Below are 17,090 nucleotides of genomic sequence, written 5' to 3' on the forward strand. Positions count from 1 at the left end.
CGAGTGAACGTCCTGTGGGCTCTCATTCGTGACGGACAGTGCTTCCAACGCGGACTCCCGGTCACAGCGGCTGCTTGACAACAGCATTAGGAGGTGCGGTTGCCGGCGGCGTCGTAGCCGAGGGTGGTGGTGATCGTCTGGCCGGTGGCGACCGGTTCGGTGAGCTTGACCGGGCGGCCCAGCGCGTCGTAGGCGGTGCTGGTGACGGCGCCGGTGGCCGGGCTGGTGGTGGTGAGCGCCCGTCCTTCCAGGTCGTAGCCGGCGGTGGTGGTGCGCAGGACGGTGCCGGCCGCGTCGAGGTCGTCGGTGGCGGCGGGGTTGCCGAGGGCGTCGTAGCGGGTGCGCACGGATTCGCCGAGGGGGGCGGTGACGCGCACGGTGCGGCCGAGGCCGTCGTACTCGGCCTTGCTGACGCGGCCCATCGGGTCGGTGGTGGTGACCGCTTCGCCGGCGGGGTTGCGGGTGGAGCTGCTGGTGTTGCCCGCCGGGGTGGTGACGGAGGTGCGGTTGCCGGCGTCGTCCCAGGTGAACTTGGTGGTCAGGTTCTGGGGGGTGGGCTGGCGTTCGACGGTGGTCGCGGTGAGGGCGCGGCCGAGTTCGTCGTAGGTGGCCTCGGTGCGGGCGCCGACCGGGTCGGTGGCGGAGAGCCGGAGGCCGGTGGGGGTCCAGGTGGAGGTCGAGGTGGGCGGGGTGTCGTAGAAGGGGGGCTGGGTGCCGAAGCCGCCCTTTGTGTTGGGCTGGACGGTCTGGACGCGGTGGTCGAGGCGGTCGTAGGCGTAGGTGGTCCTGCGCTTGAGTCCGTCGGTGGTGGCCGTGACCCGCGAGAGCTTGTCGTACTCGAAGGTGGTGATGGAGCCGTAGGGGAAGGTGGAGCCGGGCTGGTAGTAGGTGGGCAGGCTGATCTGGGTGGTGCGGCCGAGGCTGTCGACCTGCTTGAGGGTGGTGTTGCCGCGCGGGTCCTTCTCCCGGACGGCTTCGCCGAAGGCGTTGTAGCCGGTGGTGGTGGTCGGGCGGACGGTGGTGGCGGCGCCGCCTTCGCTCTCGGCGGCCACCGGCGGGGCGGTGGCGGCGGTCTGACGGCCGAGGACGTCGTACTGGTAGGTGCTGGTGTAGGCGGCCGGGTCGGCGCCGGGGGCGTTGCCGTTGGGGGTGGTGGTGGCGGTGAGCAGGCCGCGCTGGTCGTAGCTGAAGGTGCTCACCGCGGTGGGGCCGCCGGCGGAGGAGGCGAGCTGGCTGCGGGTGCGGCGCCCGGCGGTGTCGTAGGTGCTGGTCTGGACGCTGTTCTCGGTGTCGCTGACCTTGATGGTGCTGGTGGTGACGCGGTCGTCGGCGTCGTAGCCGAGGGTGGTGGTGCGGGCCAGGCCGGCCGGGTCGAGGACGGTCTGGGTGAGGCGCCCGGAGGGGTCGATGGTGCGCACGGCGGTGGTGCGGCCGCCGCCGGTGGTCTGCTTGACGAGGTGGCCGGCGCCGTCGTACTCGTCGGCTTCCAGGACGATGGGGTGGGTGCTGCCGTCGGCCTGGGTGACGTTCTGGGCGGTGACGGTGGCGGGCAGGCCGTCGTCGAAGTAGGTGTAGGCGGTGACGGCGCCCATGGCGTCGGTGAGGGTGGCCAGGCGGCCGGCGGGGTCGTAGGCGCGGGACTCCGTGGTCAGGTCGCGCACGCCCTTGCCGTCGCCGTTCCAGCCTTCGACGACGGTGGTCGCGGGCTGGCTGCGCGGGGTGTAGGTGTAGCGGGTGACCTGGCCGAGGGGGTCCGTGACGGAGGTGCGGCGGCTGAGTGCGTCGTAGCCGTAGCGGGTGACGCCGCCCATGGCGTCGGTGTCGCTCTCCAGGCGGCCGGCGCTGTCGTAGCTGCTGGTGGTGGTGCGGGCTCCGTCGAGGCCGACGATGTCGGCGGTGGTGCTGGCGGTGGGGCGGCCGTCGGCGTCGAAGGTGGCGGTCGTCTTGGTCTGGTGGGTGTCGCCGGTGACGGCGTCGGTGACCTGGGGGCCGGTCTGGGCGGTCTGGCGGCCGAGTTGGTCGTACTCGTAGGTGGTGGTGACGCCGGCGGGCTGGGCGTCGGAGGTTTCGGTGGTCCAGGTCCTGCGGCCGGCGGTGTCGTAGCCGTAGGTGAGGGTGAGTCCGCTGGGCAGGGTGGTGCGGGCCAGGTCGCCGGTGGAGTAGTAGGTGTAGCTGGTGACGGCTCCGGCGGCGGTGGTCTCGCTGGCGAGCAGGCCGGCGGGGGTGGTGCCGCCGCTGTAGCCGGGTTCGGTGCCGGTGGTGTAGCTGGTGCGGGTGGTGCGGCCGTCGGGGCGGGTGGTGGACAGCGGCAGGCCGAGGGTGTTGTAGGCGACGGTGGTGCGGTAGGTGGTGTCGCCGGGCCCGGCGGAGCGGGCGTCGCGGGTCTCGGTGGGCTTGTCGTTGCGCGGGTCGCGCGGGTTGGCGGGGTCGTAGTAGTAGCTGGTGTAGGAGGTCCAGCAGGAGTTGACGTCGCGGCAGGTGGTGAGGGAGACGGTGTTGCCGCGGGCGTCCTGGCCGCTGACGGTGGAGTGGCCGTTGGGGTCGGTGACGGTGTGGACGAAGCCGCCGGTGTCGTAGGTGTAGCTGGTGGTGTTGCCGGCTTCGTCGGTGCGGGAGATGAGGCGGTTGCCGCGGGTGGCGTCGTGGATGTCGGTGGTGGTGTTGCCGGCCGGGTCGGTGAGGGTGACGCGGGAGGCGAGTTCGGTGGCCGAGGAGGCGGAGCGCGCCTGGTAGTGGGCGGCGACGCGGTCGGCGGACAGCGGGTGCTGGTAGATGGCGACTTCGTCGATCTGGCCGGTGAGCCAGGACCATCCGCCGTTGCCGGCGGGCCAGTTGCCGAGGTAGCCGCCGCCGACGGTGACGCGGTCCATGTCGAGGTGGTTGACGGTGCCGGAGGCGGTGCCGACCAGGGCGCCGTCCAGGTAGAGGGACTGGGTGCCCTGGGCGGCGCTGATCACGACGTGGTGCCAGGAGCCGTCGGTGACGGTGCCGGCGGTGGTGATCGGGCCGTTGTTGGCGCCGAAGAACATGCCGCGCAGCTTGCCGTCGGTGCCGACGTACAGGACGGGCACCGTGTTGCCGCTGGCGTTGTTGGCCTGGTCCAGGAGGATGCCGGTGCCGCCGGTGCGGAACCACATTTCGGCGGCGAGGTCGGTCTGGCTGCGCAGGATCTGGGCGGGCACCTCGACGTAGGAGGTGTTGGTGCCGTTGAGCTCGACGGCCCGGCCGTCGCCGGGGCCGAACACGCCGGTGGTGCCGGGCTTGGCGGCGGGGGTGTAGGTGCCGTTGCCCTTGAGCGCGGCGACCTCGCTGGCGGCGGTGGTGCCGCCGGTCTCGTCCAGGCGCCAGTAGCCGCCGGGCGAGTCGGCGACGACGGAGCCGCGGTAGCCGGTGCCCTGCCCGCTGACCTGGGCGCTGCGGGCGCGGTAGTGGGCGACGACGTCGCTGTCGGTCAGCGGGTGCTGGTAGATGGCGACTTCGTCGATGCTGCCGGTGAAGTGGCTGATGTCGCCGGGGCTGGCGGGCCAGAAGCGGGCGGTGCCGGCACCGATGTAGGTGTGACTGTTCTGCTGGTAGTCGACGGTGCCGTTCTGCACGCCGACGATCCGGCCGTCGAGGTAGATGGTCTGAACGGTGCCCTGGACGGAGAACACGGCGTGGTGCCACGTGCCGTCGGTGACGGCGTTCGGGGAGGCGATGGTGGTGTCGGCGGTGCCGTAGAAGCGGTTGCGCAGCTTGCCGTCGGAGCCGATGTACATGACCGGGGTCCAGGTGCCGCCGACGCCGTTCGGATCGTCGATGGTGCGGCTCTGGTCGCCGATCAGCACGCCGGGGGTGGTGGTGTTGAACCAGAGTTCGACGGCGACGTCGGTCTTGGCGTGCAGGACGTCCTGCGGGATCTCGATCTGGGACTTGGCGGAGCCGTCGAAGCGGGCGGCGGTGTCGTCGGTGGGGGCGAAGACGCCGGGGGCCTTCTTGGTGACGCCGTCGCCGTAGGTGCCGGCCAGGCCGTTGCCGACCTCGCTGGCGGCGGTGGCGCCGTCGCGTTCGCCCAGGCGCCAGTAGCCGGCCGGGCCGGAGGCCTTGACGGCGTTGCTGTAGAGGAAGGAGCCGCCGCTGTAGGTGGGGTCGGAGAGCTTCCAGTCGCCGAGGGCGGCGTCGGTGACCTTGGTGACGCGCTCGGTGGTGGCGTCGTAGGTGACCTGGGCGCTGGGGCGGCCGCTGGGCAGGGTGGTCTTGGTGAGCTGGGCGCTGCCGGTGCGCAGGGCGTAGTGCTCGGCGACGGTCTGCTCGGTGAGCGGGTAGTCGTAGATCGCGGCTTCGTCGATCTGGCCGGTGAACCAGGACCAGCCGCCGTTGCTGGCGGGGTAGTTGCCGGCCCAGTTGCCGGTGTAGCCGCCGCCGAGGTAGGCGCGGTCCATGTTGAGGTGGTCGATGTCGCCGGGGGTGGTGCCGACGAGGGCGCCGTCGAGGAACATCGCGGTGTTGTCGCGGGCGCCGGCCAGGACGACGTGGTGCCAGGTGTTGTCGGTGACGTCCTTGGTGCTGGCGACGGGGGCGCCTGGGCTGTTGAACTTGCCGCGCAGCTTGTTGTCGGTGCCGACGTACAGGGCGGGGACGACGTTGTACGGGGTCTCGCCCATGGCGCGGTTCTGGTAGGTGAGGATGACGCCGGCGGAGCTGGTGCGGAACCACAGTTCGACGCTGCGGTTGACGGAGGCACTGATGGCGCGGTTGGGCAGTTCGACGTAGCTGGTGGAGCGGCCGTTGAAGGTGAGGGCCTGGTTGCCGCTGGCGGTCAGGGCGCCGTCGGTGCCGGGGGTGGTGTCGCGGGCTTCGGCCGGGGCGCGGTCGCTGACCTGGGCGTCGTTGGTGAGGGAGCTGCCGTCGGCCTGGCCGAGGCGCCAGTAGCCGGCGGGGCCGGCGTCGCGGACGGCGGTGCGGTAGCGCGAGCCGGTGCCGTAGTCGTAGGCGGTGCAGCCGGTGGGGGCGGCGAGGTCGACTCCGGGCGGGCAGACCTTGGTGAGGCGATCGCCGTCGTACTGGTAGGACCAGCCGCCGGTGGAGCCGGCGGGGGTCACGGAGGTGACGTGGCTGCCGGTCCAGTTGAGGTTCAGGGCGCGGCCGGAGGCGGTGTCCTTGACCTGGACGAGGAGGCCGGAGGTGTAGACGAGGTCCTGGGTGTGGCCGGCGGTGTCGGTGATGCGGGTGAGCTTGCCGTCGGCGCCGAAGGTGTGGACGGTGCCGGCGCGGTCGGTGAGGGTCCAGCCGCCGCCGTCGGCCTTGCGCAGGTCGGCGGCCATGCCGCCGCCGGGGACGTAGGCGTTCTTGCCCGGGTCCCAGCCGAAGCGGGCGCGGGAACCGTTGGCGGCGGTGAGCAGGACGTTGCCGGGCAGGGCGAGCCAGTTGCTGGACTCGACCTGGATGCGCATGTCCCAGGAGGTGGACCAGCCGGCGCCGAAGGCTCCGTCGGTGCGCGGGTCGAGGGAGTTGTAGCTGCGGGTGACGGACAGTTCGGGGCCGACGGTGGGCAGGGCGGCGTCGGTGGCGGCGGTGGTGTAGTTGCCGGCCGCGGTGTTGACGCTGCGGCCGGCGTCGGCGGCGGCGCTGTACTGGTTGGGCTGCGGCAGGACGGTGCGGATGTAGGAGGCCTCGGTCCAGGGGCTGGATCCGGCGCCGTCACCGGCCTTGGCGTACCAGGCGTACTGCTCGTTCCAGGTCAGCCATCCGGGCGGGACGACGAAGCGCGGCTGGCGCTTGAGGTAGTCGGTCTCCTTGCAGTCCACGTGGGCGTCGGCGCCGACGACCCGGCAGACCTGGAACTTGTAGTCCAGTTCGGGGTAGGGCGCGCGGTCGGGGTCGACGCCTTCGGCGGTGAGGGTGGGCTGGAGCTGGTAGACGACCGCGCCCGAGGGCGGGGCGAGGCGGGTGATGTACGGGGGGACGTTGACGGAGGAGATCTGGATGTTGACGGTCGGCACGCCCGCGTCGGCGTAGAAGTTGCTCACCTGGTACTGGTCCATGGTGAACGCGACGGTGTAGGCGCCCTGCGGGAGGGCGCGGATGTGCGCGTCGACGACGGCGCTGCCGCCCGGGGGGACGTCGTTGGGCATCGCCGTCCAGGCGATGTTGGTGCCGTAGTTGGTGATGTTGTTGCCCCACTGGTCGAACAGCAGGTACGACATCTTGTAGTTGTTGGTGGGGGTCCAGGTGTCCGAACCGCGGTTCCACACGCGCAGGCGCACGATGCCGTCCTGGGTGGCGGTCACCGGCTGCTGCAGGCCCCAGAGTTCGTAGTCGGCGCCGTAGGGGGACCAGGTGACGTCCAGGGCGGGCTGGCCGCCGTTGTTGTTGACGCTGCCGAACTGCTTCCAGGAGTAGTTGTCCCAGACGTCGGTCTTGACGGCCAGGCCGTAGTTCGGGGTCCAGTGGTGCGTCCAGGAGTTGACCAGGTTGCGGCCGTCGGCACCGAGGTCGATCGACTCCCAGGCCTGCGGGCAGGCCCAGGCGCTGGAGGCGTTGGGGCGCCAGCCGTGCGCGAAGGAGGGGGCGGCCAGGGCGGGGCCGGTGGCGGGGGCGTTCGTGGCGCGCACGGACCAGGGCGCCCACCAGGAGGTGACCTGGTGGACGGTCACCGTACGCGGGGTGCAGCTGTAGGACCAGCCGTTGAACAGGCTCAGGCGGGCGCCGAGGATGTTGGCGTTGCTGAGGGAGTCCTCGATGCCGCCGAACTTGATGAACGAGGAGGCCTGGTGGCCTCCGCCGTCGTTGGTGCCGACCTTGAGGACGGTGTCGCCGGAGAAGTCCATGTTGTAGTTGGAGTACGCGTACGTGCTCTCGTTGGCCTGGACCCGGGAGACCGTCGGGTCGACCTTGACCGGGTAGACGCGCTCGGGGGCGTGCAGCCAGGCCCCGTCCAGCGTGACCTTGAGGGCCTGGCCGCCGGCCGGCAGCTGGACGAGCGCGTAGGTGACGCCGCCGGTGATCGCGCCTTCCTCGGTGTTGGGCGTGAAGGCGGAGTCCTGCATCCAGCCGGCGGGCATGCGCCCGCGCAGGGTGCCGGCGGCGTCGGTGAAGTGGACGGAGCCGTCGGCGTCCAGGGAGGCGGTGACGCCCTGCAGGCGCAGCGGGAAGACCCACTCGGTGGGCGCGGTGGCGTCCTTGAGGACCAGGGTCTCCTTGAAGGAGGAGCTTCCGGCGAGGACGGTCAGGTCGGCCTTGGGGCGGGCCTCGGGGTAGGTGATGAGGCTGCCGTCGGCGGTGCCCTGGACGGGGGCGGCGTCCTGGAGGCTGTAGCCGACCGAGATGCCGTCGGCGACCTGGAGCTGGACCAGCGGGTCGGCGTCGGCGGTGAGGCCGAGCTTGAGCTGCTGCTCGCCGGCGGTGGTGGTCCAGTCGTTCTGGACGGGGGCGGCGCGGCCGGCGGTGGCGGTACCGGCGGGTATCAGGGTGGTGTCGATGGCCGCCCAGGAGCCGTCGGCGCGGCGGAAGTTGACCGGCTCGGGGTAGCTGCGGGTGGTGAAGGTCCCGTCGGCGTTCTGGAAGGTCCGTTGCTGCGCGGTGCGCTTTTCGGGGAGTTCCTTGCTGGTGGCGGGGTCGAAGCTCTTGGCCGGGTCGACCTTGCCGGCGGGCTTGGCGACGGGCTTGTCGGTGACCTTGGCTTCGGTGGCGGGCAGCGGCGCAGGCTGCTGCGGGGCCACGTTCTGGGCGGGCGCGGCGGGCTTGTCCTCGGGCAGTTCGCCCGGGGCGGGGGCCGCGGCGGGGTGCCCGGAGCCGTCCTTCGCGCTGGTGGCGGCGGTGGTGGCGGCGTGGCCGTGGCCCTCGGCGCTGCCCTGCGGCTGCTTGGGGCGCGGGCCGGGGTCGGCGGGTGCGGCGGCCGCGGCGCGGCGCAGCAGGGTCTCGGCGGCGGCCGACCCTTGCGCTGTTCCGAGGACGACCATGGTCATGGCCAGCAGGATTGCCAGGGGACGGCGCAGCACTCGGGAACCCACCAGACGGTCATAGGAAGGCAAATGAAACGGCAGTAGGTATAGCTGACCGTCAGTAGGCAGATAAAGAGACAAATAGCTTCATGTGCGGAAGATCACGTTCCGGTACGGGAAAAACACGCACAGCAGGGAACCGGACACCCGAAGTGACGCCCCCGCAGGCGATCGCGCCCAGCTAGGCTCGCCCGTGCCGGGGTCTCCTGCGGAAAGGGCGGGGTGCGCACATGCTCGGGTACGACGCGGACGGGTTCGTACGGAACGGGGCGCCCCACCGGGTGGTGGCCGGGGCGGTGCACTACTTCCGCGTCCACCCCGACCTGTGGGAGGACCGGCTGCGCCGGGTGCGCGCCCTGGGCGTCAACACCGTGGACACCTACGTGCCCTGGAACTTCCACGAACTGCCCGGCGGCCGCTTCGACTTCACCGGCTGGCGAGACCTGGCCCGGTTCGTGCGCCTGGCCGGCGGCCTGGGCATGGACGTGATCCTGCGCCCCGGCCCGTACATCTGCGCCGAGTGGGAGTTCGGCGGCCTGCCCGCCCGGCTGCTCGCGGTGGACGGGCTGCGGCTGCGCTGCGCGGACCCGGCGTACCTGGCCGAAGTGGACGGCTGGTTCGACGCGCTGGCGCCCGAACTGCTGCCGCTGCTGGCGAGCCGGGGCGGGCCGGTGGTCGCCGTGCAGGTGGAGAACGAGTACGGCAGCTACGGCGACGACACCGCCTACCTGCGCCACCTGCGCGACGGGCTGGTGCGCCGCGGCGTGGACTGCCTGCTGTTCACCACCGACGGCGCCCACGACACCATGCAGCAGGGCGGCGCCATCCCCGGCCACCTGGCCACCGCGACCTTCGGCTCACGCGCCCCCGAACGCCTGGCCGTACTGCGCCGCCACCAGAGCCAAGGGCCGCTGACCGCCATGGAGTTCTGGATCGGCTGGTTCGACCAGTGGGGCCTGCCCCACCACGTGCGCGACGCCAAGGAGAGCGCCGCCGCACTGGACGAACTGCTCGCCACCGGCGCCTCCGTCAGCCTCTACATGGCGCACGGCGGCACCAGCTTCGGCCTGTGGGCCGGCGCCAACCACAGCGGCGCCCACCCGCTGGACGCCGGCTACGAGCCGACCGTCACCAGCTACGACTACGACGCGCCGATCGGCGAGGCCGGCGAACTGACCGAGAAGTTCCACGCCCTGCGCGAGGTCATCGGCCGCTACCTGCCGCAGCCGAAGCCTTCCGATTGTGAACTGCCCGCCGCCCCGCCCCGGGTGGCGCCGCAGCGCCTGGAGGGCGCCGACGGGCAGGCAGCGCTGCTGGAGAACCTGGACGCCCTGTCCCAGCCGCAGCAGCACGCCGCGCCGCTGCCCATGGAACGGCTCGGCCAGGACCGCGGCCTGATCCACTACCGCACCCACGTGCCCGGCCCGCGCCCCGAACTGCCGCTGCGCATCGACGGACTGGCCGACCGGGCGCAGGTGTTCGCCGACGGGCGCCCGCTGGGCGTACTGGACCGCAACTCCCCCGGCGCGACCCTGCCGCTGGCCACCGGCGCGGGCGGAGCCACCCTGGACATCCTGGTCGAGGCACTGGGCCGGGTGAACTACGGCCCGCAGATGGACGACCGCAAGGGCATCACCCGCGGCGTCTCCCACGGCGGCCAGCGGCTGTTCGGCTGGGAGATCCACCCGCTGCCGCTCACCGACCTGTCCGCACTGCGCTTCACCCACAGCGAGGCGCAGGCCCGGGACGGGGAGCCGGCCTTCCACCGCTACACCGCCGAACTCCCCTCCCCCGCCGACGCGTTCCTCGCCCTGCCCGGCTGGGGCCGCGGACTGCTGTGGCTGAACGGCTTCCTGCTCGGCCGCTACTGCGCCGCCGGCCCCCAGCGCACCCTCTACGCCCCCGCACCGCTGTGGCGGGCGGGCGGCAACGACCTGGTCGTCCTCGAACTCGAACGGCACGGCCGGGCACTGGAGTTGCGCGACCGGCCCGACCTCGGACCGACCACGGCGGCGCCGAGCTCCCAGTACTGACCGCCCGGCGCGGCGGTCAGTCCCACCAGAAATACCAGCTGTGGGCGTCGACCAGCTGCTCGGCGTACGCGGTGAGGGAACCTGCGCCCTGGTGGACCTGGTCGGGGCAGGCGGCGGTGTGCTCGGCGGCCAGCGGGAGCGCCTCGGCGAGCGTGGCGGGCGGCACGGGGACGCTCAACTGCAGGGTGTCGAAGCCGACTTCGACCACCTGGGCGCCGAAGCGGCGCTCCCAGTCGGCGAGCACGGCGGCGATCTTGGCGGTCCTGGCGTGGTTGGCCGGGCCGCTCCACCCGCACACCGCCAACGCCTCCGCGCCGCTGCCGGCCCGTACCAGGCCCAGGCGGACGTCCTTGACGGACTGCAGCACGTCGGCCAGCCCCCGCGCCTCGGCGTCGGCGGCCCCACCGGGAACGGCGGCGGCGGGCGCGAGACCGGGCCAGACGGCGCCGTAGGGGGCGAGCACCTCGGACTCCTCCTCGACGTCCTCGGGATCGACGTCCTCGGGATCGACGCCCTCACCCGGCTCCCACCACTCGCGCAGCACAGCCGCCGGGTCGTACCCGGCGAGACCGCAGGCCTCGCCCGGGTACAGCTCGCCGGACAGCCAGGGCCGGAAGTCCGGGTCCGCGTCGTCCAGCGGGCTGAGCAGGAGCGGCCACAGCCCGCTCTGCGGGTACGCGCGGTGCAGCTGCGCCCACAGCCCGGCGGGGGCGGGGGCGTCGCTGATCCACAGCAGCGGCTCCCGCCCGTCCCCAGCCCGCCCGTCCCCCTCCTCTCCGACGACGAGGCGGCCGGGCGGGAGGGGGACGGTCAGGTCGGCGAGGGCGGCGGCGAGGTCCGGGGGCTGGCGCATGCGGCCCACCGTAGGGGCGGGCACCGACAACGGGCCGACGACACCGGGCCGACGACGGCCGCTCAGGCCCAGGGCAGGGACGCCCGCGTGCGCCAGTACTCCTCGGCGGGCTCGGCCATGCCGTCGAGGGCGGCGAGGTCCTGCGGGGTCAGCCGTGCGTCGGCCGCGGTGAGGTTGGAGGCGAGCTGGTCGAGGGTGGCGGCGCCGGAGAGGACGACGTCGGCCCAGGGCTGGGCGGCGGCCGCGGCCAGGGCGAGGGCGTCGGGGGTGGTGCCGGTGCGGGCGGCGAGGGCGCGCAGGGCGGCGGTGTCGGCTCCGGTGGCGTTGCGCCCGGCCAGGCGGCCGTTGGCCATGCCCTCCTTGACGACGACCAGCCAGCCGGCCGCGTGGGCCTCGGCGAGGGCGGGGGCGGCGGAGGTCTCCAGCGGGTTCCAGGTCGCCTGGACGGCGGCGAACAGCGGGCGGCCGGCCACGGTGACGGCGAGGGCCTCGCGGATGGTGTCGCCCTGGGCGGGCCCGCTGGTGGAGAGCCCCACCCGCACGCCCTCGGCGGCGAGGGCGGCCAGGCGCTCGTGCAGGGCCGGGTCGGTGAGGGCGGGGCTGCCGGGGACCACGGAGTGGACGAGGTAGACGTCCAGGCGGTCGCCGAGCAGGGCCCGGGTCTCGCGGATCTGACGGTCGTACACCGCCGTCGAGTGCTCCTTGACCTCGTGCGCGGCGACCCCCTCGGCCTGCCAGCCCGCCGTGTAGGTGTAGCCCCACTTGCTGCCGATCGTCGCCTGGGCCGCCGCCTCGGGGCGGGCGTCCAGCCACTGCGCGAGGAACTCCTCGGCGCGGCCGTAGGAGCGGGCGGTGTCGAAGTAGCGCACCCCGGCCGCGTACGCGGCGTCGAGCAGGGCGTGGGTGCGCTCGCGCAGCGCCTCCACGGTGCGCTCGGCGGGCAGGTCCGCGTCGCGCCCGAGGGTGATGTAGCCGGGCCGGCCGACGGCGGCGGTGCCCAGGCCCAGCCGCGCGGGCTGCGGGCGGGCGACTGCTGCGGTGGTGTGGTCGGTCGGCATGGCGTGGTCTCCTCGGGCGCGACGGTGCTCACCTGGGACTCTAGCCGCGGGCCGGCAGCCGCCCGTGATCACGGGCCCCCGGCCGGGACGCGGGGACGGCGGCGTGGCCGGGTGTGACGGTATGCGCGGGTGTAACGGTGTGCGCGGGGACGACGCGCCCGGGCTCCGGGTACCCCGAGGACGAGGTGCGGACGGCCTGGACCGGCGCGGCGATCGGCGCCCCGGCCTCGCGGGCGGCACGCCCCGGCACGACGGCCGGGGCGAGGGCCTGGTCCAGGCGCAGCACGAAGTTGACGTAGTCGAGCGGCTTGCCCGGCCAGTGACAGTCGTTGCTGGTGAGCAACTGGCTGCGCACACCGTCGCGTTCGGTGACCGGCCCGGGGGTGGTGCGCAGGTTCGGCTGCCAGCTGCGCCCCCACAGGTGGTGCTCCAGGGACAGCGTCCAGTTCTCCTCGTCCACCTCCAGCACGGCCCCCTCCCGCCCGGCGAGCACCCGGGCGCCGTACGGGCTGCGCACGACCGCCCGCTGGTCGAAGTCGGCGCTGCGGCCGACCACGGTGATCCGCCACGCGCCGTGGAACCTGAGCATGCCTGCCTCCTGACGCCGCGGCGCCCGCTCCGGCAGAGGGCGCCCCTTCCACGTCTACGGCCGCCGCCCGCCCCACGGCTCAGCCACCCGAAAGGTCGGCCCCGCCGACTTCCCGCGCAGCCGCCCACCTCCACCCACACACCCCCGCCTGAATCCCGGCTACGCACCAAAAGTCGGCCCCGCCGACTTCCCACGCAACCGCCCACCTCCACCCAACACCCCCCACCACCAACCGAACCCAGCCACCAGCACCACACCAAAAGTCGGCCCCGCCGACTTCCCGCGCGGGTGGGCGGTCAGCGGCGGGCGGTGGCCAGGGAGCGGAGCTGGACGTGGACGGTGGCGGGTTCGGTGCCGGTGAGGGCGGCGACCTGTGCGGCGGACAGGTCGAGGACCAGGTGCAGCAGGAGGACGTCCTGTTGCGTGGCGGTGAGGTGGGCGACGGGGCCGAACGGTCGCGGCCCGGCCAGGGCGCGGACGCGGCGCCGTACCGCCTGCCAGGCGCAGGCGGCGGGGCTGGCGGTGGCCAGGGCGTCGAGCCAGTGGCCGCCGAGTTCCTCGAAGGCGTCGCGGACGGCCAGTGGCGCGTCGGCGGGCGGCAGGAGCAGGGCGGCGTAGTCCAGGTAGTGGCGCAGGTGGAGGTCGTGCAGCGCCCACAGGCCCAGGTCCGCTCCGGGGGCGGCCGGTTGGCGTGGTGGTGTCGGCATGGTGGTGTCCCGAGGTGGCGCGGGGTGCGCGGGTGCGCGGGTGGGTGCCGGTCCGCGGACGGAGCGCGGGTGTCGCGCTCCGTCCGCGGGCCTGGTCACACGGGTACCGGCGGGTTGTCGTCGGTGCCTTCGCGGCCCGGTGCGGCGGGGTGGCCGGGGTCGTCGGCCCGTTCGGCGGCCAGGCTGTTGCGCAGCATCACCCAGAGCCGGAACAGGATGTCCGTCGAGGTGCCGCCGCTGGAGGACTGCATGGCCCGGGCGAACTCGGCATGGTGGATGCGGGAGTTGACCGGGACCGGGATGCGGGCGTTGTTGGTGCGGTCCCAGGCCGCCGCCCACAGGGTGCGGCGGACCTCCCTGACGTCGCAGGCCTCCATGTAGGTCAGGAACACGGGTTTGTGCAGCGGGGCCTCGCCCTTGAGAACCAGGGCCAGGGTGCTGGAGGGCAGGCGTCTGCCTCTGGCGCGGGCCCGGCGGTCCAGTTCCTTCAGGGAGGGCCAGTCGGCCTTGCGGCGCATCTCGTGCATCGCCCTGCGCAGGTCGGCGAAGGAGTCGACCTGTTCGGGGTCGACCCGCCGGGGTGCCCGCAGTCGCCGGGTCCCGGAGGGTCGGGGCACGTGGGCCCAGTAGTTGGCCTGGGACCATTTGCGCCGGGCCGTCTTGAGGTCGCCGCCGCATTCGCGGGTGACGGCCTCGACGACCTTCCAGCTCGGTACGGAGCGGCCGCTGGCGGCCCGTTGCAGGGTGGTGGCGTGGTAGTTGGTCCGATCGGCGAGCTGACGGTACGTCAGGCCGGTCTGTTCGCGCTGCTCGCGCAGCCATGCGGCCAGCCGGCCGAGCGCCGGCTCGGTCGCCTCGATCGGTTTCTCTCGGCGTCCCATCGCAGGCAGACGCTCCCCCGCTAGGCCCGCTCCCGTCGCAGTCTGGCGGCCAACAGCCAGCCGCTGGTGGCGAGTTCGAGAGCGGCGCCGGCCGACATGCCGGTCGCCACCAGTGCCGCGGTCAGGACGACCGTCAGGACGACCACGACGACGACCACGGCCGTCTCACCGGCAGCGGGCGGCCAGGGCAGGCGCGGGCGTGCGGGCTTCGGGGCGCCGGCCGCGCAGTGGATGCGGGCGCGCCGGTTTCGTTTCCTCGACATCGAGGAACCCTCCTCTTTATCACTGTCCACTCCAACGAACGGGTACTTCGCGCGGTTGGCGTCGCACTGGGTGCCCGGTGGGATCACACTCTGTCAGGCGAACGGGTGATTCCCAATCGGTTCGGTGAACATCGCGCAGATTGATGCGCCGCCGTCCCGACCTCCGCCCGTGATCTCGTGAACTCCCTACCAGAAATGGGCAGTTCAGCGACTTGAAACCGGATTTTGATGCGCCTTTGTGCAGCGTCCTCTTGTAAGCCGTCCTGGCCGGATGTGACGATTTGCAGCGGCGTCACCAGGACCTGCGGGTCCGGAACCCGGGGGGCGCTGTTCACTCCAACAATCTCGGGAACATCGGCAGCGGGCCGTGTTGGCGCATGGGCCCGTCCGGACAGCAGAGACCGCCCGGCCCTAGCGGCCCGAGGCGGTCTCTCTGCATTGCGCTGCCGCGCGAGAAGTCGGCGGGGTCGACTTCCTGCGTCTACGGGTGGGCGGCCTGGGCCGCCTGGGTGGCCTTCCGTGCGTGGTCGCGGCAGCGCAGGAGGGCGAACTTGATGCGGGTGTCGGGGTTGGGGGTGGTGGTGAGGAGTTCGCCGGCGGTGACGAGGGCGGTCCAGTAGCGGGTGGGGTCGCCGGTGCGGGGCATGGGTCGGGCGGCGATCAGGGAGAGGTAGGCCGTGGCCAGGTTGCCGGTGGTGAACCAGCGGTCCAGGCCGTGGCGGTGGCCGGGGCGGATGCCGCCCATGGCGTCGACGGCGACCAGGAAGAGGTCGACGACGGCGAGCTCGGTGGGGGTGAGGGGCTTGGGGACGTCGAAGACGCCGAGGGCTTCGAGGAGTTCCCCGGTGTCGGCCTCGGAGTTCGGCCGGGGGTTGGCGAGCAGGACGTCGTAGATGTCGTCCAGGCGGCGGGCGGTCTCAGCGGCGGGGATCCCGAGCGCGGTGCAGAGCGCGCGGGCGGCGCGTAGGGGCTGGCCGGTGCGGCGGGCGAGGGCGGCGTAGGCCTGGGCGGGGGTGCGGCCGGTGTCGAGGAGGTGCCGGGCAGTGAGGGCAAGTCGCATGGTGGGTGCCTCCGTTCAGACCGCGATGGCAGCGGGGGCGACGAAGGCCCAGACGAACTTGCCGATGCCGCCCAAGCGGGGGCAGCAACCCCAGCGCTCGGCCAGCTCGTTGACGAGGAACAGCCCGCGCCCGCACTCCTCGTCGGCGGAGACGACACGGACGGAGGGGCGGCCGCTGCCGGCGTCGTGCACCTCCAGCCGCAGGCGGGAGTTGACCAGGGCGAAGCGGATCTCGATGTGCCGGTCGTCGGGCGCGTCGGAGTGCTGGACGGCGTTGGCGAACAGCTCGCCGAGGAGCAGCTCGGCGACGTCGGAGTAGCACTCGCCGGTGGGCAGCGCGGCGAGGTAGGCCCGCAGGAGGTGCCGGGCGAGCGGCGTGGAGTCCGTACGGGAGTCGAGGCGGGCGGCGAACGTGCGGGGGTGGCGGGGCGCGAGCATGGCGAAGTTACCTCGGGGGCGGAAGGGGGCGTACAGAAGGGGCGCGATGTGACGCTGTGCAAGCAAAAGATCGCGTTCCGGCATCAATCATCGAGGTGTCAGAGCTACGGTGGCGACCAAAACAGTGTGGTGAGACCCGTGGCACCTGAGGGGGAAACGCATGGCACATCGGCGCCTTGAGATCAGGCCGACGTCGAGCCCGGCAGAGATGTTCGGCGAAGCGCTCCGCTTCGCGCGTGAACGGGCCGGCTACACCCAGGAGGATCTGGGCAAGCTCCTGCACTGCCACCGAACGGTGATCACCCGGTTCGAGGGCGGCAAGAGGCCGATGGACCGGGCCACAGCGGAAAGAGCCGACGAGGTGCTGGCCATGGGGGGCCTGCTGGTCCGCCTGTGGGAGCGAGTGGACTGGCAGGCGGATATCGAAAGCCCGGACTGGTTCGAGAAGTTCATGGAGCTGGAGGAGGAAGCTCTGGCGATTCGGGTGCTTCAGTACTCTCGGATCAATGGCCTTCTGCAGTGCGAGGAGTACGTTCGCGCGATGTTTTCCATCGGAAACGCACGCAACAACCCGAGGCTGCTCGAAGAGCGGATCGAGACGAGGCTGAACAGGCAGCGCCCCTTCCTGGTGGCCGATGGGCCGACGCTCATGGTGGTGTTGGATGAGAGTGCCATCCGTACGGTCATCGGTGGTCCGGGCGTGATGAGGCGGCAGATGGAGCACCTGCTCGCAGTGACTGAGCGGTCGAACATCGTGCTTGAGGTGGTGCCGTTTGGTCGCGCAGTGCCGGCAGCGCCGGCTACCTCAATGGTCTTGATGCTGATGCCCGACGGGCGAGAGTGGGTGTACTCGGAGAGCTTGTATCGCGGACACTTCAGCGATGCGCCGTCAGTTGTTGAGGAGTCCAGGCGAGAACTCGACATGGTGCGGACCGGTGTACTCTCGCCAGCGGATTCTCGCGCCCTGATCGCCGAAGCGATGGAGGAGTACCGTTATGCAGAACGTCGATCTCAGGAAGGCTGCCTGGCGCAAGAGCAGCTACAGCGCTGGCGACGCGGGCGAGTGCATCGAGGTAGCCCCCGGATTCCCGGACCTCGTTCCCGTACGTGACTCCAAGGACCCCGACGGCCCGGCCCTCGTTTTCCGGGCCTCCGCGTGGGAAGCCTTTGTGGCGGCCGTCCGTGAGGGCGACTTTCCGACGTAACACCGTCTCCAGAGGAGTAGT

The 17,090-nt window shown here is 72.4% G+C and carries 12 protein-coding genes; 3 read left to right on the plus strand and 9 right to left on the minus strand.

All coding sequences use genetic code 11. The features are described from left to right. Positions 1 to 86 precede the first annotated feature (86 nt). Positions 87 to 7,946 carry a LamG-like jellyroll fold domain-containing protein gene (locus tag OP86_RS17300; protein WP_157849764.1) on the minus strand — a complete coding sequence of 2,620 codons (7,860 nt, stop codon included), beginning with the start codon at positions 7,944 to 7,946 and terminating at the stop codon, positions 87 to 89. Positions 7,947 to 8,212: 266 nt separating this feature from the next. On the opposite strand from OP86_RS17300, the gene OP86_RS17305 reads away from it, so the two are divergent. Beyond that, the gene (locus OP86_RS17305; protein ID WP_051830186.1) at positions 8,213 to 10,015 is read left to right on the plus strand and encodes a glycoside hydrolase family 35 protein; all 1,803 of its coding nucleotides are present in this window, start codon (positions 8,213 to 8,215) and stop codon (positions 10,013 to 10,015) included. Between the two features lie 16 nt (positions 10,016 to 10,031). Here OP86_RS17305 and OP86_RS17310 read toward each other — a convergent pair whose 3' ends face one another. From OP86_RS17310 to OP86_RS17345, 8 genes are all read right to left on the minus strand, one after another. Beyond that, positions 10,032 to 10,868: a DUF4253 domain-containing protein gene (locus OP86_RS17310; RefSeq protein WP_051830187.1), complete on the minus strand. Its 837-nt coding sequence runs from the start codon at positions 10,866 to 10,868 to the stop codon at positions 10,032 to 10,034. Between the two features lie 62 nt (positions 10,869 to 10,930). Continuing rightward, the gene (locus OP86_RS17315; protein WP_030062465.1) at positions 10,931 to 11,926 is read right to left on the minus strand and encodes an aldo/keto reductase; all 996 of its coding nucleotides are present in this window, start codon (positions 11,924 to 11,926) and stop codon (positions 10,931 to 10,933) included. A 40-nt stretch (positions 11,927 to 11,966) separates the two neighbouring features. Beyond that, entirely contained in the window at positions 11,967 to 12,515 is a 549-nt protein-coding gene (locus OP86_RS17320) for a hypothetical protein (RefSeq protein WP_030062464.1), read from the minus strand. Between the two features lie 296 nt (positions 12,516 to 12,811). Next, positions 12,812 to 13,222, minus strand: coding sequence for a sigma factor-like helix-turn-helix DNA-binding protein (locus OP86_RS17325; RefSeq protein WP_033332231.1), 411 nt, complete (start codon positions 13,220 to 13,222; stop codon positions 12,812 to 12,814). Between the two features lie 95 nt (positions 13,223 to 13,317). Next, entirely contained in the window at positions 13,318 to 14,103 is a 786-nt protein-coding gene (locus tag OP86_RS17330; RefSeq protein ID WP_030062463.1) for a helix-turn-helix domain-containing protein, read from the minus strand. A 20-nt stretch (positions 14,104 to 14,123) separates the two neighbouring features. After that, on the minus strand, positions 14,124 to 14,366 hold the full coding sequence (locus OP86_RS17335) for a hypothetical protein (RefSeq protein WP_033332233.1): 243 nt from the start codon (positions 14,364 to 14,366) through the stop codon (positions 14,124 to 14,126). Positions 14,367 to 14,847: 481 nt separating this feature from the next. Further along, positions 14,848 to 15,426, minus strand: a complete 579-nt coding sequence (locus OP86_RS17340; protein WP_033332235.1) for a hypothetical protein — start codon at positions 15,424 to 15,426, stop codon at positions 14,848 to 14,850. A gap of 15 nt (positions 15,427 to 15,441) precedes the next feature. After that, the gene (locus OP86_RS17345) at positions 15,442 to 15,864 is read right to left on the minus strand and encodes an ATP-binding protein (RefSeq protein WP_078653588.1); all 423 of its coding nucleotides are present in this window, start codon (positions 15,862 to 15,864) and stop codon (positions 15,442 to 15,444) included. Between the two features lie 160 nt (positions 15,865 to 16,024). Here OP86_RS17345 and OP86_RS38135 point away from each other — a divergent pair, with 160 nt between their 5' ends. After that, a complete protein-coding gene (locus tag OP86_RS38135) occupies positions 16,025 to 16,975 on the plus strand; it encodes a helix-turn-helix domain-containing protein (RefSeq protein ID WP_030062063.1) in 951 nt (316 codons plus the stop codon). Beyond that, on the plus strand, positions 16,932 to 17,069 hold the full coding sequence (locus OP86_RS34865) for a DUF397 domain-containing protein (protein WP_245231789.1): 138 nt from the start codon (positions 16,932 to 16,934) through the stop codon (positions 17,067 to 17,069). Before OP86_RS38135 ends, OP86_RS34865 begins: the two co-directional genes overlap by 44 nt. Positions 17,070 to 17,090: the final 21 nt, after the last annotated feature.

Origin of the sequence: Streptomyces novaecaesareae (assembly GCF_000716875.1) — a bacterium.
GTDB classification, from domain to species: Bacteria; Actinomycetota; Actinomycetes; order Streptomycetales; family Streptomycetaceae; genus Kitasatospora; species Kitasatospora novaecaesareae.